Origin of the sequence: Brevundimonas sp. (genome assembly GCF_052436175.1) — a bacterium.
Classification (GTDB): Bacteria; Pseudomonadota; Alphaproteobacteria; order Caulobacterales; family Caulobacteraceae; genus Brevundimonas.
Window position 1 is genome coordinate 1 of record NZ_JBQVNM010000072.1, and the last position, 13,725, is coordinate 13,725.

The 13,725-nt window shown below is 67.5% G+C and carries 16 protein-coding genes; 13 read left to right on the forward strand and 3 right to left on the reverse strand.

Annotation, left to right across the window (positions count from 1 at the left end; genetic code table 11):
- Positions 1 to 99: 99 nt before the first annotated feature.
- Both rplQ and ACT6QK_RS13165 read left to right on the forward strand, forming a co-directional pair.
- Complete coding sequence (gene rplQ, locus ACT6QK_RS13160; RefSeq protein WP_444598277.1) at positions 100 to 519, forward strand: 50S ribosomal protein L17; 420 nt, start codon at positions 100 to 102, stop codon at positions 517 to 519.
- Between the two features lie 185 nt (positions 520 to 704).
- Positions 705 to 1,541 (forward strand): hypothetical protein, encoded by an 837-nt coding sequence (locus ACT6QK_RS13165; protein ID WP_444598278.1) that lies wholly within the window; start codon positions 705 to 707, stop codon positions 1,539 to 1,541.
- A 65-nt stretch (positions 1,542 to 1,606) separates the two neighbouring features.
- Here the strand turns inward: ACT6QK_RS13165 and ACT6QK_RS13170 are convergent, their stop codons facing one another.
- Together ACT6QK_RS13170 and ACT6QK_RS13175 are read right to left on the reverse strand one after the other, a co-directional pair.
- Positions 1,607 to 2,461: an ABC transporter permease subunit gene (locus ACT6QK_RS13170; RefSeq protein WP_444598279.1), complete on the reverse strand. Its 855-nt coding sequence runs from the start codon at positions 2,459 to 2,461 to the stop codon at positions 1,607 to 1,609.
- Positions 2,451 to 3,365, reverse strand: a complete 915-nt coding sequence (locus ACT6QK_RS13175) for an ABC transporter ATP-binding protein (protein ID WP_444598280.1) — start codon at positions 3,363 to 3,365, stop codon at positions 2,451 to 2,453. The genes ACT6QK_RS13170 and ACT6QK_RS13175 overlap by 11 nt, the downstream gene beginning before the upstream one ends.
- Positions 3,366 to 3,465: 100 nt before the next feature.
- Between ACT6QK_RS13175 and ACT6QK_RS13180 the strand changes: the two genes are divergently transcribed.
- The 3 genes from ACT6QK_RS13180 (at position 3,466) to ACT6QK_RS13190 (ending at position 7,526) form a co-directional block, all read left to right on the forward strand.
- Complete coding sequence (locus ACT6QK_RS13180; RefSeq protein ID WP_444598281.1) at positions 3,466 to 4,674, forward strand: alkaline phosphatase family protein; 1,209 nt, start codon at positions 3,466 to 3,468, stop codon at positions 4,672 to 4,674.
- Between the two features lie 103 nt (positions 4,675 to 4,777).
- Positions 4,778 to 6,055 (forward strand): TCR/Tet family MFS transporter, encoded by a 1,278-nt coding sequence (locus tag ACT6QK_RS13185; protein ID WP_444598282.1) that lies wholly within the window; start codon positions 4,778 to 4,780, stop codon positions 6,053 to 6,055.
- An 82-nt stretch (positions 6,056 to 6,137) separates the two neighbouring features.
- Positions 6,138 to 7,526, forward strand: coding sequence for a Do family serine endopeptidase (locus ACT6QK_RS13190; RefSeq protein WP_444598283.1), 1,389 nt, complete (start codon positions 6,138 to 6,140; stop codon positions 7,524 to 7,526).
- Between the two features lie 3 nt (positions 7,527 to 7,529).
- Here the strand turns inward: ACT6QK_RS13190 and ACT6QK_RS13195 are convergent, their stop codons facing one another.
- Positions 7,530 to 7,949: a VOC family protein gene (locus ACT6QK_RS13195; RefSeq protein WP_444598284.1), complete on the reverse strand. Its 420-nt coding sequence runs from the start codon at positions 7,947 to 7,949 to the stop codon at positions 7,530 to 7,532.
- A gap of 170 nt (positions 7,950 to 8,119) precedes the next feature.
- Between ACT6QK_RS13195 and ACT6QK_RS13200 the strand changes: the two genes are divergently transcribed.
- The 8 genes from ACT6QK_RS13200 (at position 8,120) to ACT6QK_RS13235 (ending at position 13,673) form a co-directional block, all read left to right on the forward strand.
- Positions 8,120 to 9,436, forward strand: coding sequence for a replication-associated recombination protein A (locus ACT6QK_RS13200; RefSeq protein ID WP_444598285.1), 1,317 nt, complete (start codon positions 8,120 to 8,122; stop codon positions 9,434 to 9,436).
- Positions 9,433 to 9,840, forward strand: coding sequence for a VOC family protein (locus ACT6QK_RS13205; RefSeq protein WP_444598286.1), 408 nt, complete (start codon positions 9,433 to 9,435; stop codon positions 9,838 to 9,840). The genes ACT6QK_RS13200 and ACT6QK_RS13205 overlap by 4 nt, the downstream gene beginning before the upstream one ends.
- Before the next feature lie 68 nt (positions 9,841 to 9,908).
- Positions 9,909 to 10,352, forward strand: a complete 444-nt coding sequence (locus tag ACT6QK_RS13210; protein ID WP_444598287.1) for a hypothetical protein — start codon at positions 9,909 to 9,911, stop codon at positions 10,350 to 10,352.
- A gap of 64 nt (positions 10,353 to 10,416) precedes the next feature.
- Positions 10,417 to 10,836: a hypothetical protein gene (locus ACT6QK_RS13215; RefSeq protein WP_444598288.1), complete on the forward strand. Its 420-nt coding sequence runs from the start codon at positions 10,417 to 10,419 to the stop codon at positions 10,834 to 10,836.
- Between the two features lie 9 nt (positions 10,837 to 10,845).
- Positions 10,846 to 11,610 carry an RluA family pseudouridine synthase gene (locus ACT6QK_RS13220; RefSeq protein WP_444598289.1) on the forward strand — a complete coding sequence of 255 codons (765 nt, stop codon included), beginning with the start codon at positions 10,846 to 10,848 and terminating at the stop codon, positions 11,608 to 11,610.
- A gap of 84 nt (positions 11,611 to 11,694) precedes the next feature.
- Complete coding sequence (locus ACT6QK_RS13225; RefSeq protein WP_444598290.1) at positions 11,695 to 12,189, forward strand: CC0125/CC1285 family lipoprotein; 495 nt, start codon at positions 11,695 to 11,697, stop codon at positions 12,187 to 12,189.
- Positions 12,190 to 12,252: 63 nt separating this feature from the next.
- Complete coding sequence (gene crcB, locus ACT6QK_RS13230) at positions 12,253 to 12,648, forward strand: fluoride efflux transporter CrcB (protein WP_444598291.1); 396 nt, start codon at positions 12,253 to 12,255, stop codon at positions 12,646 to 12,648.
- A complete protein-coding gene (locus ACT6QK_RS13235) occupies positions 12,645 to 13,673 on the forward strand; it encodes an RluA family pseudouridine synthase (protein ID WP_444598292.1) in 1,029 nt (342 codons plus the stop codon). The genes crcB and ACT6QK_RS13235 overlap by 4 nt, the downstream gene beginning before the upstream one ends.
- Positions 13,674 to 13,725 lie beyond the last annotated feature (52 nt).

The window sequence follows — 13,725 nt, forward strand, 5'->3', positions numbered from 1 at the left end:
CGCCCGTCTCCTCTCGGGGAGAATGTCGGGGCGGTTAGAAGATTACGGACCTAGGTCTTCCTCAAGGAAGATACCGGGTTCGGAGTAGGAGAGACCCTGATGCGCCACGGCGCCGCCCACCGCAAACTCGGTCGTACGACCAGCCACCGGACCGCCATGTTCGCCAACATGGCCGCCTCGCTGATCAAGCACGAGCAGATCACCACGACCCTGCCCAAGGCCAAGGAACTGCGTCCCTTCGTCGAGAAGCTGGTGACCCTCGCCAAGAAGGGCGATCTGCACGCGCGTCGTCAGGCCATCAGCCACGTCCGCGACGTGACCCAGGTCGGCAAGCTGTTCGACACGATCGGCGCCCGCTACGCCGAGCGTAACGGCGGCTATATCCGCATCATGAAGGCCGGCTACCGCCACGGCGACAACGCCCCGATGGCCGTGATCGAGTTCGTCGATCGCGACGTCGACGCCAAGGGCCAGGACTCCGGTCCGGTCCAGTCCTTCGACGAGGGCGACGAGGCGTAAGCTTCGGCGACATCGCTGACCGATCAAAAAGGGGCGGACCGAGCGATCGGGCCGCCCCTTTCGCTTGCCGACGTTATTCATGACGTAGCTACGCGACTCGACACGCCGCTGGGAGAGTCTAGCCTGAGCATGCGTGCATTAAGGGGTACGGCTCGCGTGCCGCCCGTGCCGAAATGAGGTGGCCTTTGCAGCGGATCGACGGTGCCTATCTGTACGAAGTGGGGGCGGCGCTCCGAAAAATCACTGATCTGGAAGAGCGAGACTACAGCGCCATAGATTTGTGGGTTGCTCTGAGCGCTCCTCGCCAAGAGATCGGCCAGTTCCTCCACGCCAGTGTTTTCAGCGGCAGTCTAAAAACTGTGCGGCAGTCTGGCGACAAGCTGCTGAACGAACTCTCCGCCCTCATAGTCGAGCCGGGCCCGTCGACAGACTGGAGCGAGGTGTTTCCCGAGTGGAAGATATCGTCGCTCAAGAGGGCCTTCGCGACGTTCGAGGCGATCTTGAAGGCAGAGCTACAGACATTCGCGCTTTATCATGTTGCGTCTAAGGGTGGGCTGGACACCCAATGTCTCACTGACCAGGGGCAGGAACTTTTTCCGGCTTCCCTACAGCTGAAAGTTCCGGAAGCTGTCGGTGATGCGGTGGTGGGGGCAAGGTGCTTGGCATTCGGTCTGTGGACCGCAATGGGGTTCCATTTTCACCGAGCCAACGAAGCCGTGTTACGGCGATACTACGCTAGCGTCATTGGGGCGGCAAAGCAGCCTAAGCATCTGACCCTTGGCACCATGACCAGTTCTATGAAGCAAAACGGCGTCGGGGACACGAACATCATCGCCGCCCTGGACAACATTAGAGAGTTTCACCGCAACCCAATTGCGCACCCGGATCACAGCCTGGGAAGCGACGAAGAGGCTTTAAGCCTTTATGCCTCCATCCGTGCTGCGGTGGGATATATGCTCGACAAGCTGCCCCCAGCCGCACCGCTCACGGCTCCTCCGGTGGTTTTACCGCTAGCCCCATAGCCAGCAGCCTATCAAGGCACCCTCAGGACTGTGTGGGGTTTAGCTCTCCAGCGGCTTCCCGCGCCCTATTCCTTCGACAGATCCTGCCGCTGGAACCAGGCGATCGAGGCGATCAGGGGGACGACGCACCAGACGACCAGGCTGGCCGCCGCGATCCAGATGTCGCCGCCCGTGACGGCGTCCGGCCGGTCCTTGATGACGGAGATCAGGGTGTCGGCCGACAGGCCGGGCATCAGGAACTGGGCGTACCAGTCGCCCGGGCCCCAACCCATCAGGGGCATGGCCTGCATCAGGAAGAACTGGCCGATCGACACCGCCAGAGGCACGAACAGGGTGGCCAGCAGGGAGCGGGTGAAGGTCGCCGCCAGAAGGCCCAGAAGGGTCACCTGCACCGTGCGGACATAGGCGACGAGGAACAGCAGGCCGAACTGTCCGGCCTCCTTGCCGCCGAAGGTGAAGGCGTAGGGCCGCTCGAAGATCGCGCCCTTGATGAGCTCTCCCACGAAGCCAAAGGCCAGCAGGATGACCAGGGCGATCAGGCTGAGCAGCTTGACCACCCCAACCTTGCCGAGGATCAGGTTGGGCCGGGTGTTGCGCGCACTGATCAACCGCCAGGTCTCCCAGCGATAGTCGCCGGCGTAGATGGTCGCCGCGCCGATCAGGATGAACAGCAGCAGGATCGGATTGGCCAGGTCGCCGGCCAGATCGACCAGTTCGTGGCCGAGATTCAGCGGGCCCATCTGCAGCAACTCGGGCGGCAGGTTGGCGCCTTTGAGCTCGCCCATTTTCTGCTTGAGGAAATACTGGCCGACACAGGTGATGACGAGCATCAGCACCGGCACGAACATCGTACTCCACAGCACGGCGGTGCGGTTCTTTGAGAAGCGATAGGCTTCCGACCGGATGGCGTCAGTCAGCATGAATGCTCTCCGCGGTCTGGATGCTGCCGGTCTCGGACATGAAGACGCTTTCCAGATCGGCGCCGACCCAGCGGGCCTCGGTGACGTCCACGCCCTTTTCGACCAGGGCGCGGATCAGGGCCGGGGCCTCGCCCCGCTTGACGGCGGCGACGATGGCCTCGCCTTCCAGCACGCCCCTGTCGCCCAGCACCCCCATGGCCGAGGCCAGGGGGCTGACGTTCAGGCGCAGGCGTTCTCCGGATGCGGTCAGTTCGCTGACCGCGCCTTCGCGGACCAGCCTGCCCTTGTTCATGATCGCCACGCGGTCGCAGACGCGCTGGACCTCCAGCAACTGGTGGCTGGCCAGAATGACGGTGATGCCCTCCCTGTCGGCCAGCGACCGGATCAGGGCGCGCATTTCCTGGATGCCGGGGGGATCCATGCCGCTGGTCGGTTCATCGAGGATGACCAGCTCCGGCTCGGTGATCAGGGCGATGGCCACGCCGAGGCGTTGCAGCATGCCGACCGAGAAGCCGCGCACCTTGCGGTCGGCGGCCTCGGTCAGGCCGACACGCTCCAGCCAGCGACTGACCTTGGCCGTGTCGGCCTTGAGCCCATGGGCCTGCGACAGCCAGGTCAGGACCTGACGGGCGGTCATGTAGGGCGGGAAGCGCGGGGTCTCGATCATCGAACCCATGCGGCGCGAGGCGGCCACGTCGCCGATCTTTCCGCCCATCACCAGGGCCTCGCCCGAGGTCGGCCGGATCAGACCCAGCAGGGTGCGGAACAGGGTGGACTTGCCCGCCCCGTTCGGGCCGAGCACGCCATAGACGCCCCCGCGCGGAATGCTGAGCGTCAGCCCGTCCAGGGCATGGACCGAGCCATAGGACTTGGTCAGGGCGCGGGTTTCGATCACGGCTGTCATGGCCCGACCTTGGCTTGGCCATTCCAATCCGGCAAGCCGTCGCATGGCCGTCGCGGATTAAGCTTAGGCAATGTTGATCTCCCCTGAAGTTCGAGTCGCCATGTTCGCCCGTTTCGCCATCGCCCTGATAACCCTGGCCCTCGCGGGCTGCGCCGGCCTGACCCCGTCGGCGGCTCCGACCGCGACAGGCGAGCGGCCGCTGGTGATTCTGGTGTCCATCGACGGCTTCCGGCCCGACTATCTGGAGCGGGGCGTGACCCCGACCCTGTCGCGGCTGGCGGCGGAGGGGGCGACGGCGGACATGCGCCCGTCCTTCCCGTCCGTGACCTTCCCCAACCACTACACCCTGGTCACCGGCAAGCACCCCGACCACCACGGCATCGTCGGCAACAGCTTTATCGACGGCGAGCTGGGCCGGTTCTCGATGCAGAAGACCGAGCCCGGCTGGTGGAGCCAGGCCGAGCCCATCTGGATCACGGCCGAAAAGGCCGGTCTGACCACCGCCACCATGTTCTGGCCAGGGTCGGAGACCGAGCACGACGGGGTGCGTCCCCGTTACTGGCTGCCGTTCAACAAGGCCATGACGGGGGACCAGCGGGTGGATCAGGTCCTGGCCTGGCTGGACGCCGATCCGCGCCCGGACCTGTCGACCCTCTATTTCGATATCGTCGACACCGCCGGTCACAACAGCGGCCCCGACGGCGCGGAGACCACGGCCGCCGTGGCCTCGGTGGACGCCTCGCTGGGGCGTCTGGTCGAGGGACTGAAGGCGAGGGGGCTTTACGACCGCACCGTCCTGGTCGTCGTCGCCGACCACGGTATGGCCGCGACCTCGCCGGAACGGGTCATGCCGATGGGCGAACTGGTCGATCCGGAAGCGATCGACGTCATCTATGGCGGCGCCGTGGTCTTCCTGAACCCCAAGCCGGGCCGCGAGGCCGAGGTGCGAGGCGCTCTCGTGCGACGTCACGCTCACGGAGTCTGCTGGGACAGGGACCGCATCCCGGCGCGGTTCGTGCTGGGCTCCAACCCGCGTGTGCCGTCCATCGTCTGCGCGGCCGATGTGGGCTGGCTGTTCGCGACCCGGCCGGTGACCCGTAACGGCGGCGCCCACGGCTATGACAACCTCTCCCCCGAGATGGCGGCCCTGTTCATCGCCCACGGGCCGGGGATCGCTCAGGGACGCCGGCTGCGGAACATGGACAGCGTCGATGTCCAGCCCCTGCTGGGCCGGTTGCTGCGCATCGCGGTTCCGGCGGGTGACGGCCGGGCGCGCGACACCCGCGCAGTGACGAGTGACGAGTGGTGAGCTTCGAGATCGGCCAGATCGCCTGCGACGTTGGCAGCGCCCGCCAAAGATAGCCGTGACTTAATCACTCGCCACTCGCCACTCGCCACTCCCCAAGCCGCCGATGGCGAAGGCAGGCGCCTTCCGCTATGACCCGCCTCCCATGTCGATCCTGAACCTCAGATCCCACCGGGCCGCGATCGGCTTCATCTTCGTGACGGCGGTGCTGGACATCGTGGCCATGGGGATCGTCATTCCCGTCCTGCCGTCTCTGATCGAGGGCTTCGTCGGGTCCAATGCGCGGGCCGGGGCGATCAACGGCCTGTTCGTCGCCCTCTGGGCCGGGGCGCAGTTCATCTGCTCGCCCATCATCGGCTCCCTGTCGGACCGCTACGGCCGGCGGCCTGTGATCCTGCTGAGCTGCGCGGGCCTGTCGATCGACTATGTCCTGATGGCCCTGGCGCCCAACCTCTGGTGGCTGGCGGTCGGGCGCATTCTGGCGGGCGTCACCAGCTCCAGCTTCACCACCATCTACGCCTATATGGCTGACGTCACCGAGCCGGAGAAGCGCGCCCGGGCCTATGGTCTGATCGGCGCGGCCTTCTCCTTCGGCTTCGTGCTTGGGCCGGTGCTGGGCGGCTTCCTCGGCGACGTCGATCCGCGTCTGCCCTTCTGGGCGGCGGCCGGGATGTCGGGGATCGCCTTCCTCTACGGCCTGCTGGTCCTGCCCGAGAGCCTGAAGGTCGAGAACCGCATGGCCTTCAGCTGGCGGCGCGCCAATCCGGTCGGGGCCATGGTCCTGCTGCTGCGCCACCGCGAGCTGACGGGTCTGGCGGGGGTGACCTTCCTCCTGCATTTCGCCCACCACGTCTTCTCGGTGATCTTCGTCCTCTACGCCGGTCATCGCTACGGCTGGGGGCCGCGCGAGGTGGGCCTGCTGCTGGCGGGCGTCGGGGTGCTCGACATGCTGATGCAGGGGCTGGCGACCGGACCGGTGGTCAAGGCGCTTGGCGACCGGCGCACCATGGTGCTGGGCCTGATCGGGGGAACGGTCGGCATCGCCATGATGGGCTGGGCGCCGAACGGCCTGTGGTTCTGTCTGGCCATGCTGCCCAACGCCCTGTGGGGTCTGGCCATGCCAACGCTTCAGTCGTTGATGACCCGCCGCGTCGGCGAGGATGAGCAGGGTCAGCTTCAGGGCGCGACCATGAGCCTGGCCTCCATCGCCGGCGTCGCTTCACCGCTCTTCTTCGGCTGGGTCTATACCCTGACGGCCGGGGACGGCGCGGCGCCCTGGCGATCGGGCGTCGGCTTCTTCATCGCGGCGGGGGTGCTGGCGACGGCGGCCTTCATCGCCGTGGTCATCGCGCGCCGCGACAAGACGGCGCCCGCCCTGATCTGACGACGCCTTGATCCGGCCGAAATGCAGGCCAGATACTGGGGCCACAGTTGAAGTGACCCCCGTGCCCGACCTCAGAGACCTGATGAAACGCTCCACCGCTCTCGCCGCCGTCGCCGTCGTCCTGGCCGCCTGCGGAAACGCCAACGGCAGCCGCGCCCAGGAGGGCGTCTTCGCCCAGCCCACCGACCGCGAGGTCCCGCGCGACACCGCCTCGGTAAAGGCCAGCTTCGCCCCCGTGGTGCGCGAGGCGGCGCCGGCCGTGGTCAACATCTCGGCCCGGTCGATCCAGCGGGTCGATCCCTTCTTCCAGATGTTCAGCGGCATGCCGAGCAACCGCGTCGCCGAGTCGGCCGGGTCGGGCGTCATCGTCCGCTCCGACGGCATCGTGGTGACCAACAACCACGTCATCGCCAACGCCCAGCAGATTCGCGTCGTCCTCAACGACCGTCGCGAGTTCCCGGCCACCGTCCTTTTGGCCGACGAGCGCAGCGACATCGCCGTGCTGAAGCTGGACAATGTCTCCGAGGCCCTGCCGGTCCTGGCCATCGACGCGGCGGAGGATCTTCAGGTCGGCGATCTGGTCCTGGCCATCGGCAACCCGTTCGGGGTGGGCCAGACGGTGACCAACGGCATCATCTCGGCCCTGAACCGGACCGAGACCGGCATTTCCGACTCGGGCTCCTTCATCCAGACCGACGCGGCCATCAATCCGGGCAATTCCGGCGGGCCGCTGGTGGACATGGACGGCGACGTCATCGGCATCAACACCGCCATCTTCTCGCGCAGCGGATCGTCGTCTGGCGTCGGCTTCGCCGTCCCGGCCTCCATGGTCAAACGGGTGGTCGATTCGGCCATCGGCGGCGCGACCAGCGTGGCCCGGCTCTGGCTGGGGGTGAAGGGCGAGGCGGTCACCTCCGACATCGCCCGCAGCCTGGGCATGGACCGGCCGCGCGGCCTGATCCTGACCGACATCTATCCGGGGTCGCCGGGCGCGCGGGCGGGCCTCCAGGACGGCGACATCATCGTCTCGGTCGACGGTCAGGAGATCAACGACCAGGGCGGTTTGAACTTCCGCATCAGCACCAAGGCGCCGAATGACAGCGTGGCTCTCGCCGTCCTGCGCGATGGTCAGCCGCGCACCATCACGGCCCGGACCCAGACCCTGCCCGGCGACGCCGACCCGGGCCAGGGCACGGCCGTGGGCGCGGGGGCTCTGGCCGGTCTTCGCGCCGTGGCCCTAAATCCGGCCTTCGCGGACAAGCTGGGCGGTGATCCCTTCGCACGCGGCGTGCTCGTTACTGGACTGGAGCGGGGCAGTATCGCGGCCCGCGCCGGGCTGCGTCCTGGCGACCTGATCCGGCAGGTGGACGGACGGGCCATCACGGCCGTGGCGGCCCTGGACGTCGCGCGTCGCGGATCGGAACTGGTCATTATCCGCAACGGTCGTCAGGCGACCGGGCGACTGCCCTAACGATCAGCCCCTGATCGGTGATCCGATCGACCAACTGTGGCCGAACGGGTCGCGCAACTGGCCATAGCGGTCGCCCCAGAACTGGTCGGCCATCGGCATCACCGGGACGGCGCCGCCCAGCATGGCGCGCTCCCACCAGGCGTCGGCGTCATCGACCTGAAGATGCAGGGTGATCCCGACCGGGACGACGTCGGCGGGGTGGCCGTATTCGGGAAACTCGTCGTGCAGCATGACGCCGGCGCCGTTGATCTTCAGGTGGGCGTGCATCAGCCGCTCGCCGTCGTCCGCCAGCTTCTGGTCCAGCACCTCGGCGCCGAAGGCCCGGGCGTAAAACTCCAGCGCCGCCTGTCCGCCGCGCGACGGAATGGTCAGGTGCGGCGTGACGCCGGTGGTCGGGCCCTGTGTCTCGTGATCGACGGCCATGCGGCTTCTCCCTTTCCGACATTTAAGCCCTTCCCCCTTGATGGGGGAAGGGTTGGGATGGGGGTGACAGCGGCTGGAACACCATCACTGCCGGTGAAACGACGTCCGGCGCCTTCACCCCCAACCCCGGCCCTTCCCCCATCAAGGGGGAAGGGCGCATATGGGGACTGATGACCGACCTGTTCGAAGCCTCCGGAATCCTGCCGCCCGACGCCCCGCTCGCCGACCGGCTGCGTCCGGCGACCCTGGACCAGGTGGTGGGGCAGGATCACCTGCTGGGCGAGGGCGGGCCGATCCGGCGGATGATCGAGGCCGGCCGGCTGGGCTCCATGATCCTGTGGGGCCCGCCGGGCACGGGCAAGACCACCATCGCCCGCCTGCTGGCCAAGGCGGCCGGCTATGAGTTCCAGCAGATCTCGGCCGTCTTCTCCGGCGTGGCGGACCTGAAGAAGGCGTTCGAGGCGGCCCGGATGCGGCGCATGGCGGGCCAATCGACCTTGTTGTTCGTCGACGAAATCCACCGCTTCAACCGCGCCCAGCAGGACGGCTTCCTGCCGTTCGTGGAGGAGGGGATCGTCACCCTGGTCGGGGCCACGACCGAGAACCCCTCGTTCGAGCTGAACGGCGCCCTGCTGTCGCGGTCGCAGGTCTTCGTGCTCAAGCGGCTGGACGATGCGGCGCTGGATCAACTGCTGACCCGGGCCGAGGCGCACGAGCAACGGACCCTGCCTCTGACGCCCGAGGCCCGTCATGCGCTTCTGGCCCTGGCCGACGGCGACGGGCGGTATCTGCTGACCATGTCGGAGGTGCTGTTCGACCTGCCGCCCGATATCGAACTGGACGTCCAGGGCCTGGCCGGGACCCTGCAGAAGCGGGCGCCCGCTTACGACAAGTCGAGAGAAGAACACTACAACCTCATATCCGCCCTGCATAAATCGGTGCGCGGTTCGGACCCGGACGCAGCCCTCTACTGGCTGGCGCGGATGCTGAACGGGGGCGAGGATCCCCTCTATCTGGCGCGGCGGATCGTGCGGATGGCGGTCGAGGACATCGGCGAGGCGGACCCCCTGTCGATCCTCGTCGCCAATGCGGCCAAGGACACCTACGACTTCCTCGGGTCGCCCGAGGGCGAGCTGGCCCTGGCCCAGGCGGTGGTCCACCTGGCCACGGCGCCCAAGTCGGTCGCGGTCTATGAGGCGTTCAAGGCGGCCAAACGGGCGGCGGCCGAGACCGGCTCCCTGATGCCCCCCGCCCATATCCGCAATGCGCCCACAAAGCTGATGAAGTCGCTCGGCTACGGCAAGGGCTACCAGTACGACCCCGACACCCCCGAAGGCTTCTCGGGCGCGAACTTCTTCCCCGACGAGATGGAACGCCGCACCTTCTACGCCCCCAAGGGCGAGGGCCACGAGGAGAAGGTCAAGGCGCGGCTGGAACGCTGGGCGGCGATGCGGGCGGCGATGCAGGCGGAAGGCGGCGCCGAGTGAACCTCAACCAGGTCACCGTCGAGGTCTCCGACATTCCGCGCAGTCGCGACTTCTACCAGCGGCTGGGGCTGAAGTTGATCGTGTCCGCCGACCACTATTGCCGCTTCCTGTGTCCCGCGAAGGAAGGTCAGGGTGTGGCGGGGCAGGGGGCGACCTTCTCCATCCATCTCAGCGAGGCGGTCCGGCCCAACGGCGCGGGTATCTATTTCGAATGCGACGATCTGGATGTGCGGGTCGAGCGGTTGAAGGCTGCCGGCATCGTCTTCGACCACGACCCCGTGGACCAGCGCTGGCTGTGGCGCGAGGCCTGGCTGCGCGACCCGGACGGCAACCGGCTGTGCCTGTATTTCGCGGGCGTGAACCGGGTCGATCCGCCCTGGAGGGTCGCGCCGACGAGTAGGTGAACGCTGTTCATTGTCGAGCCTGAGGTTGCGGCCTAGCTTGGCCATTCAACCGGCTTCGGGAGGGAAGAATGGCTGGAACTGCAAAAGCGCCGTGGCATCTGTGGCTTGTGGGCGTCGTCGCCCTGCTGTGGAACGGCTTCGGCGGCTACGACTTCATCATGACCACGACCCAGGGCGAGAAATACTTCCGCGCCTCGGGCTTCGATCAGGGGATGATCGACTACTACAACGCCATGCCGACCTGGATGTACGGCCCCTGGGTGCTGGGCGTCTGGGGCGCCGTCCTAGGCTCGATCCTGCTTCTGGCGCGCAGCCGCTGGGCCGTGCACGCCTTTGGCCTGTCGGTGATCGGGGCGGTGTTCGGCCTGATCTACGGCAAGTTCATCAATCCGCCGCCGGCCCCGCCTGCGGGCCCGGAGGCCATGGCCGTCATGCCGTGGATCATCACCGCCATCGCCGTCTTCCTGCTCTGGTACGCCTGGACGATGCGCAAGAAGGGCGTGCTGGGCTGACGTCGGCGCTTCCGGTTCGGCGCGGGTCTGGCTAGTCTCGCGTCAAACCGGGAGGAAAACGCAAATGAAGACGCCGTGGCATCTGTGGCTCGTGGGCGTGCTGTCGCTGGCGTGGAACGCGATGGGCTGCTGGACCTGGTATCAGCAGGTCACCGGGGCGCCCGCCTATTACGCGACCATGACCATGGCCCAGATCGAATACATCCGCTCGGCGCCGCAGTGGGTGACCATCGCCTTCGGTCTGGCGGTCTGGGCCGGCCTGCTGGGGGCCCTGGCCCTGTTGCTGCGCCGCCGCCTGGCCTTCAACGCCTATGTCGCCGGTCTGATCGGCTATCTCGTGAACACGGGGCATAGCCTGGCCACGGGCGATGCAGCGCGGATCATGGGCGTCGGCGGCATGGCCTTCTCGGCCTTCATCCTGCTGCTCTGCGTCTTCGAGGTCTGGTATTCGCGCTGGATGGCGAAGAAGGGCATCCTGAGGTAAGCCGCCCGGGTGAACACCCGCGTCCCTGTCCAGCTCAGTCCCGAAGACATCGCCGCCGTCTGCTCCTGGGTGGTGCATGAGGACGCCCACGTCCTGGCCTTCAACAAGCCCTCGGGCCTGTCCAGTCAGGGCGGCCGCATTCAGGCCCATACGTTGGACGATCTGATCTGGGCCTTCGCCCGGTCGAACGGCAAGCGGCCGGAACTGGTGCATCGGCTGGACCGCGACACTTCCGGCGTCATCCTGGCGGCCAAGACCAAGCCGGACGCGGGCTTCCTCGGCAAGGCGCTGCAGATGCGGCGCTTCTCCAAGACCTATCTGGCCCTGATCGCGGCGGCGCCCGAGCCGCGCGCGGGAAGCATCGACGCGCCTCTGGTGCGTCAGGAGATCGGCCGCGAAAGCTATATGCGGGTCTGCGCCTTCGACGCCCCGGGCGCGCAGGGGTCGCAGAGTCGCTATCGCACGCTCGCAGCGTCGGAGGACGGAGCCCTGGTCGAGCTGGAGCCCCTGACCGGCCGTATGCACCAGCTGCGCGTCCACATGGCTCATATCGGCCGGCCCCTGATCGGCGATCCCCGCTATGGCGGCGCCCTGACGGCGGCGGGCCAAAGGGCAGGGCGACTGATGCTGCACGCCGCCCGGCTGACGTTTCCGCATCCGGCCGGCGAGCGGATGACCGTCTCCGCCCCGCCGCCCGAGGATTTCGCGACCCTCGCCACCGCAATGGGACTGGCCGACGGCCTCGCCGCCTACGGAACGAAGCCCATCGACTGAGGGTTTTCACCGCAGAAGCGCATTGAGCAAAATCTGAGCCCGGGCGATGGCGTCCGAACCGATTTTGCTCCCGTGGAGTTCGCCATGAAACGCCGTGCATTCGCCGCCCTTGCCGTCGCCGCCTCGGCCCTGACTCTGTCGGCCTGCGCCAGTCTGGCGCCCTATGGCCCCCAGCGAGGGCCGGGCGGTCAGGGCTATTCCGAGCAACGCATCGAGCGCGATCGTTACCGCGTCACCTACAACGGCGTCGGCGCCCCCGGCCCGGTGGCGGACCTGGCCCTGCTGCGTGCGGCCCAGCTGACGACGGAGGAAGGCTATGACTGGTTCCAGGTCACCCAGCGCTACGTCGACGGCCGCCCCGACAGCGCCGGCGGCTTCCGGCCCAGCGTCTCGGTCGGCTACGGCTCGTCCAACTACGGCGGCTGGCGCGCCTCGGGCACGGGGGTTGGGGTCGGCCTGAACTTCAGCGGTCCATCCCCGACCTCGACTGTGCTGGAGGTCCGGCTGGGACGCGGCCCGAAACCCGCCGACGCCGAGGCCTATGACGCCCGCGAGGTCCAGGCCGCCCTCGGTCGATAGTCTCCCGTCGCAACAGGCTGCATGCAGGTCGCCGAACGGCGCGTAAGCCTGTATGAGGCCGCGATGACACGATTTCTTTTGGTCGCCTTCGGCGGCGCGATCGGCGCGACGGCGCGCTATAGCCTCGGCGTGATGTACGGTCGCCTGATTCCGGGCGCGGCCTGGCCGTGGGCGACACTGACCGCGAACATTCTGGGCGGCCTCCTGATGGGCCTTCTGACAGGCTGGCTGGCGCAGCGCGGCGGCGCGGGTCAGGAGCAGGTGCGACTGTTCGCGGCCGTCGGCGTACTCGGCGGCTTCACGACCTTCTCGGCCTTCTCGCTGGAGACGGCGATGATGCTGGAGCGCGGGCGCTATGGCCCGGCCGCCGCCTATGTCGGGGTTTCGGTGGTCTGCGCGATCGCGGCCCTGTTCGTCGGCCTGATGGTCGCCCGTCGTCTGTTCGGGGCGGGCGCATGAGCGACGAGGCCAAATCCGCAAACGACGCAGCGGTCCGCCAGGTCCAGACGATCTATGTCGTCGAGGCCGAGGACGGCATCCGGCTGGACCGCTGGTTCCGCCGCCGCTGGCCGCACCTGTCCAACATCCAGGTGCAGAAGATGGCCCGCAGCGGCCAGATTCGCGTCGACGGCGCCCGCATCAAGCCCGAAGGCCGCCTGACCGCCGGGGCCGCCGTGCGCGTCCCGCCCATCCCCGACGACACCTCGCGTCAGGCGGGCGATCCCCATACCCTGAGCGAACGCGACATCGCCTTCGCCAAATCCCTGGTCCTGTTCGAGGACGACTTCGTCATCGCCCTGAACAAGCCGCACGGTCTGGCCGTGCAGGGCGGCACCAAGACCAGCCGCCACGTGGACCGTCTGCTGGGCGCTTGGGGCGAGGGGCTGGAGCGGCCGCGTCTGGTCCACCGCCTCGATCGCGACACCTCCGGCGTCCTGCTGCTCGGCAAGGGGCCCGAGGCGGCCAAGCGGTTGGCCGGCGCCTTCGCCCGGCGTCAGGCGAAAAAGACCTACTGGGCCATCGTCCAGGGTCTGCCCAAACCCACCTCGGGCCAGATCGACATGGCGCTGAAGAAGTCGGGCATCAACGACTTCGAGATCATGCGTCCCGCCGATCCCAAGGAGAACGGCGCCGAACCGGCCGAAACCGCCTACGCCCTGATCAGCCATGCGGGCCAGAAGGCGTCGTGGATGGCCTTGCGCCCCTTCACCGGCCGCACCCATCAGTTGAGGGCCCACATGAAGGGTATCGGCCATCCCATTCTGGGTGATCCGAAATACGGCGACGAAAAATCGAAGGAACTAAGCGGCGTCCTTCGTCTGCAACTGCATGCGCGCCGCATCGAACTGGATCACCCGCGCGGGGGGACCCTGACCGTCGAAGCCCCGCTGAGCCCCGAGATGAAGGCCGGGTTCAATCACTTCGGTTTCGACGAGCGGGAGGCGGACCACGATCCGTTCGCGGGCGTGAAGAGGATCAGATGACCCACCGCTCATTCCTCCCCCATCGGGGGAGGGGGACCGCGAAGCGGTGGAG

What these genes read in the sequence shown, in the direction of transcription:
- ACT6QK_RS13180 (WP_444598281.1), top strand. Translation starts at nt 3,466, where the DNA reads ATGTTCGCCCGTTTCGCCATCGCCCTGATAACCCTGGCCCTCGCGGGC.
- ACT6QK_RS13210 (WP_444598287.1), top strand. Translation starts at nt 9,909, where the DNA reads ATGGCTGGAACTGCAAAAGCGCCGTGGCATCTGTGGCTTGTGGGCGTC.
- ACT6QK_RS13200 (WP_444598285.1), top strand. Translation starts at nt 8,120, where the DNA reads ATGACCGACCTGTTCGAAGCCTCCGGAATCCTGCCGCCCGACGCCCCG.
- ACT6QK_RS13225 (WP_444598290.1), top strand. Translation starts at nt 11,695, where the DNA reads ATGAAACGCCGTGCATTCGCCGCCCTTGCCGTCGCCGCCTCGGCCCTG.
- ACT6QK_RS13215 (WP_444598288.1), top strand. Translation starts at nt 10,417, where the DNA reads ATGAAGACGCCGTGGCATCTGTGGCTCGTGGGCGTGCTGTCGCTGGCG.
- ACT6QK_RS13170 (WP_444598279.1), bottom strand. Translation starts at nt 2,461, where the DNA reads ATGCTGACTGACGCCATCCGGTCGGAAGCCTATCGCTTCTCAAAGAAC.
- ACT6QK_RS13235 (WP_444598292.1), top strand. Translation starts at nt 12,645, where the DNA reads ATGAGCGACGAGGCCAAATCCGCAAACGACGCAGCGGTCCGCCAGGTC.
- ACT6QK_RS13175 (WP_444598280.1), bottom strand. Translation starts at nt 3,365, where the DNA reads ATGACAGCCGTGATCGAAACCCGCGCCCTGACCAAGTCCTATGGCTCG.
- ACT6QK_RS13195 (WP_444598284.1), bottom strand. Translation starts at nt 7,949, where the DNA reads ATGGCCGTCGATCACGAGACACAGGGCCCGACCACCGGCGTCACGCCG.
- rplQ (WP_444598277.1), top strand. Translation starts at nt 100, where the DNA reads ATGCGCCACGGCGCCGCCCACCGCAAACTCGGTCGTACGACCAGCCAC.
- ACT6QK_RS13185 (WP_444598282.1), top strand. Translation starts at nt 4,778, where the DNA reads ATGGCGAAGGCAGGCGCCTTCCGCTATGACCCGCCTCCCATGTCGATC.
- ACT6QK_RS13190 (WP_444598283.1), top strand. Translation starts at nt 6,138, where the DNA reads ATGAAACGCTCCACCGCTCTCGCCGCCGTCGCCGTCGTCCTGGCCGCC.
- crcB (WP_444598291.1), top strand. Translation starts at nt 12,253, where the DNA reads ATGACACGATTTCTTTTGGTCGCCTTCGGCGGCGCGATCGGCGCGACG.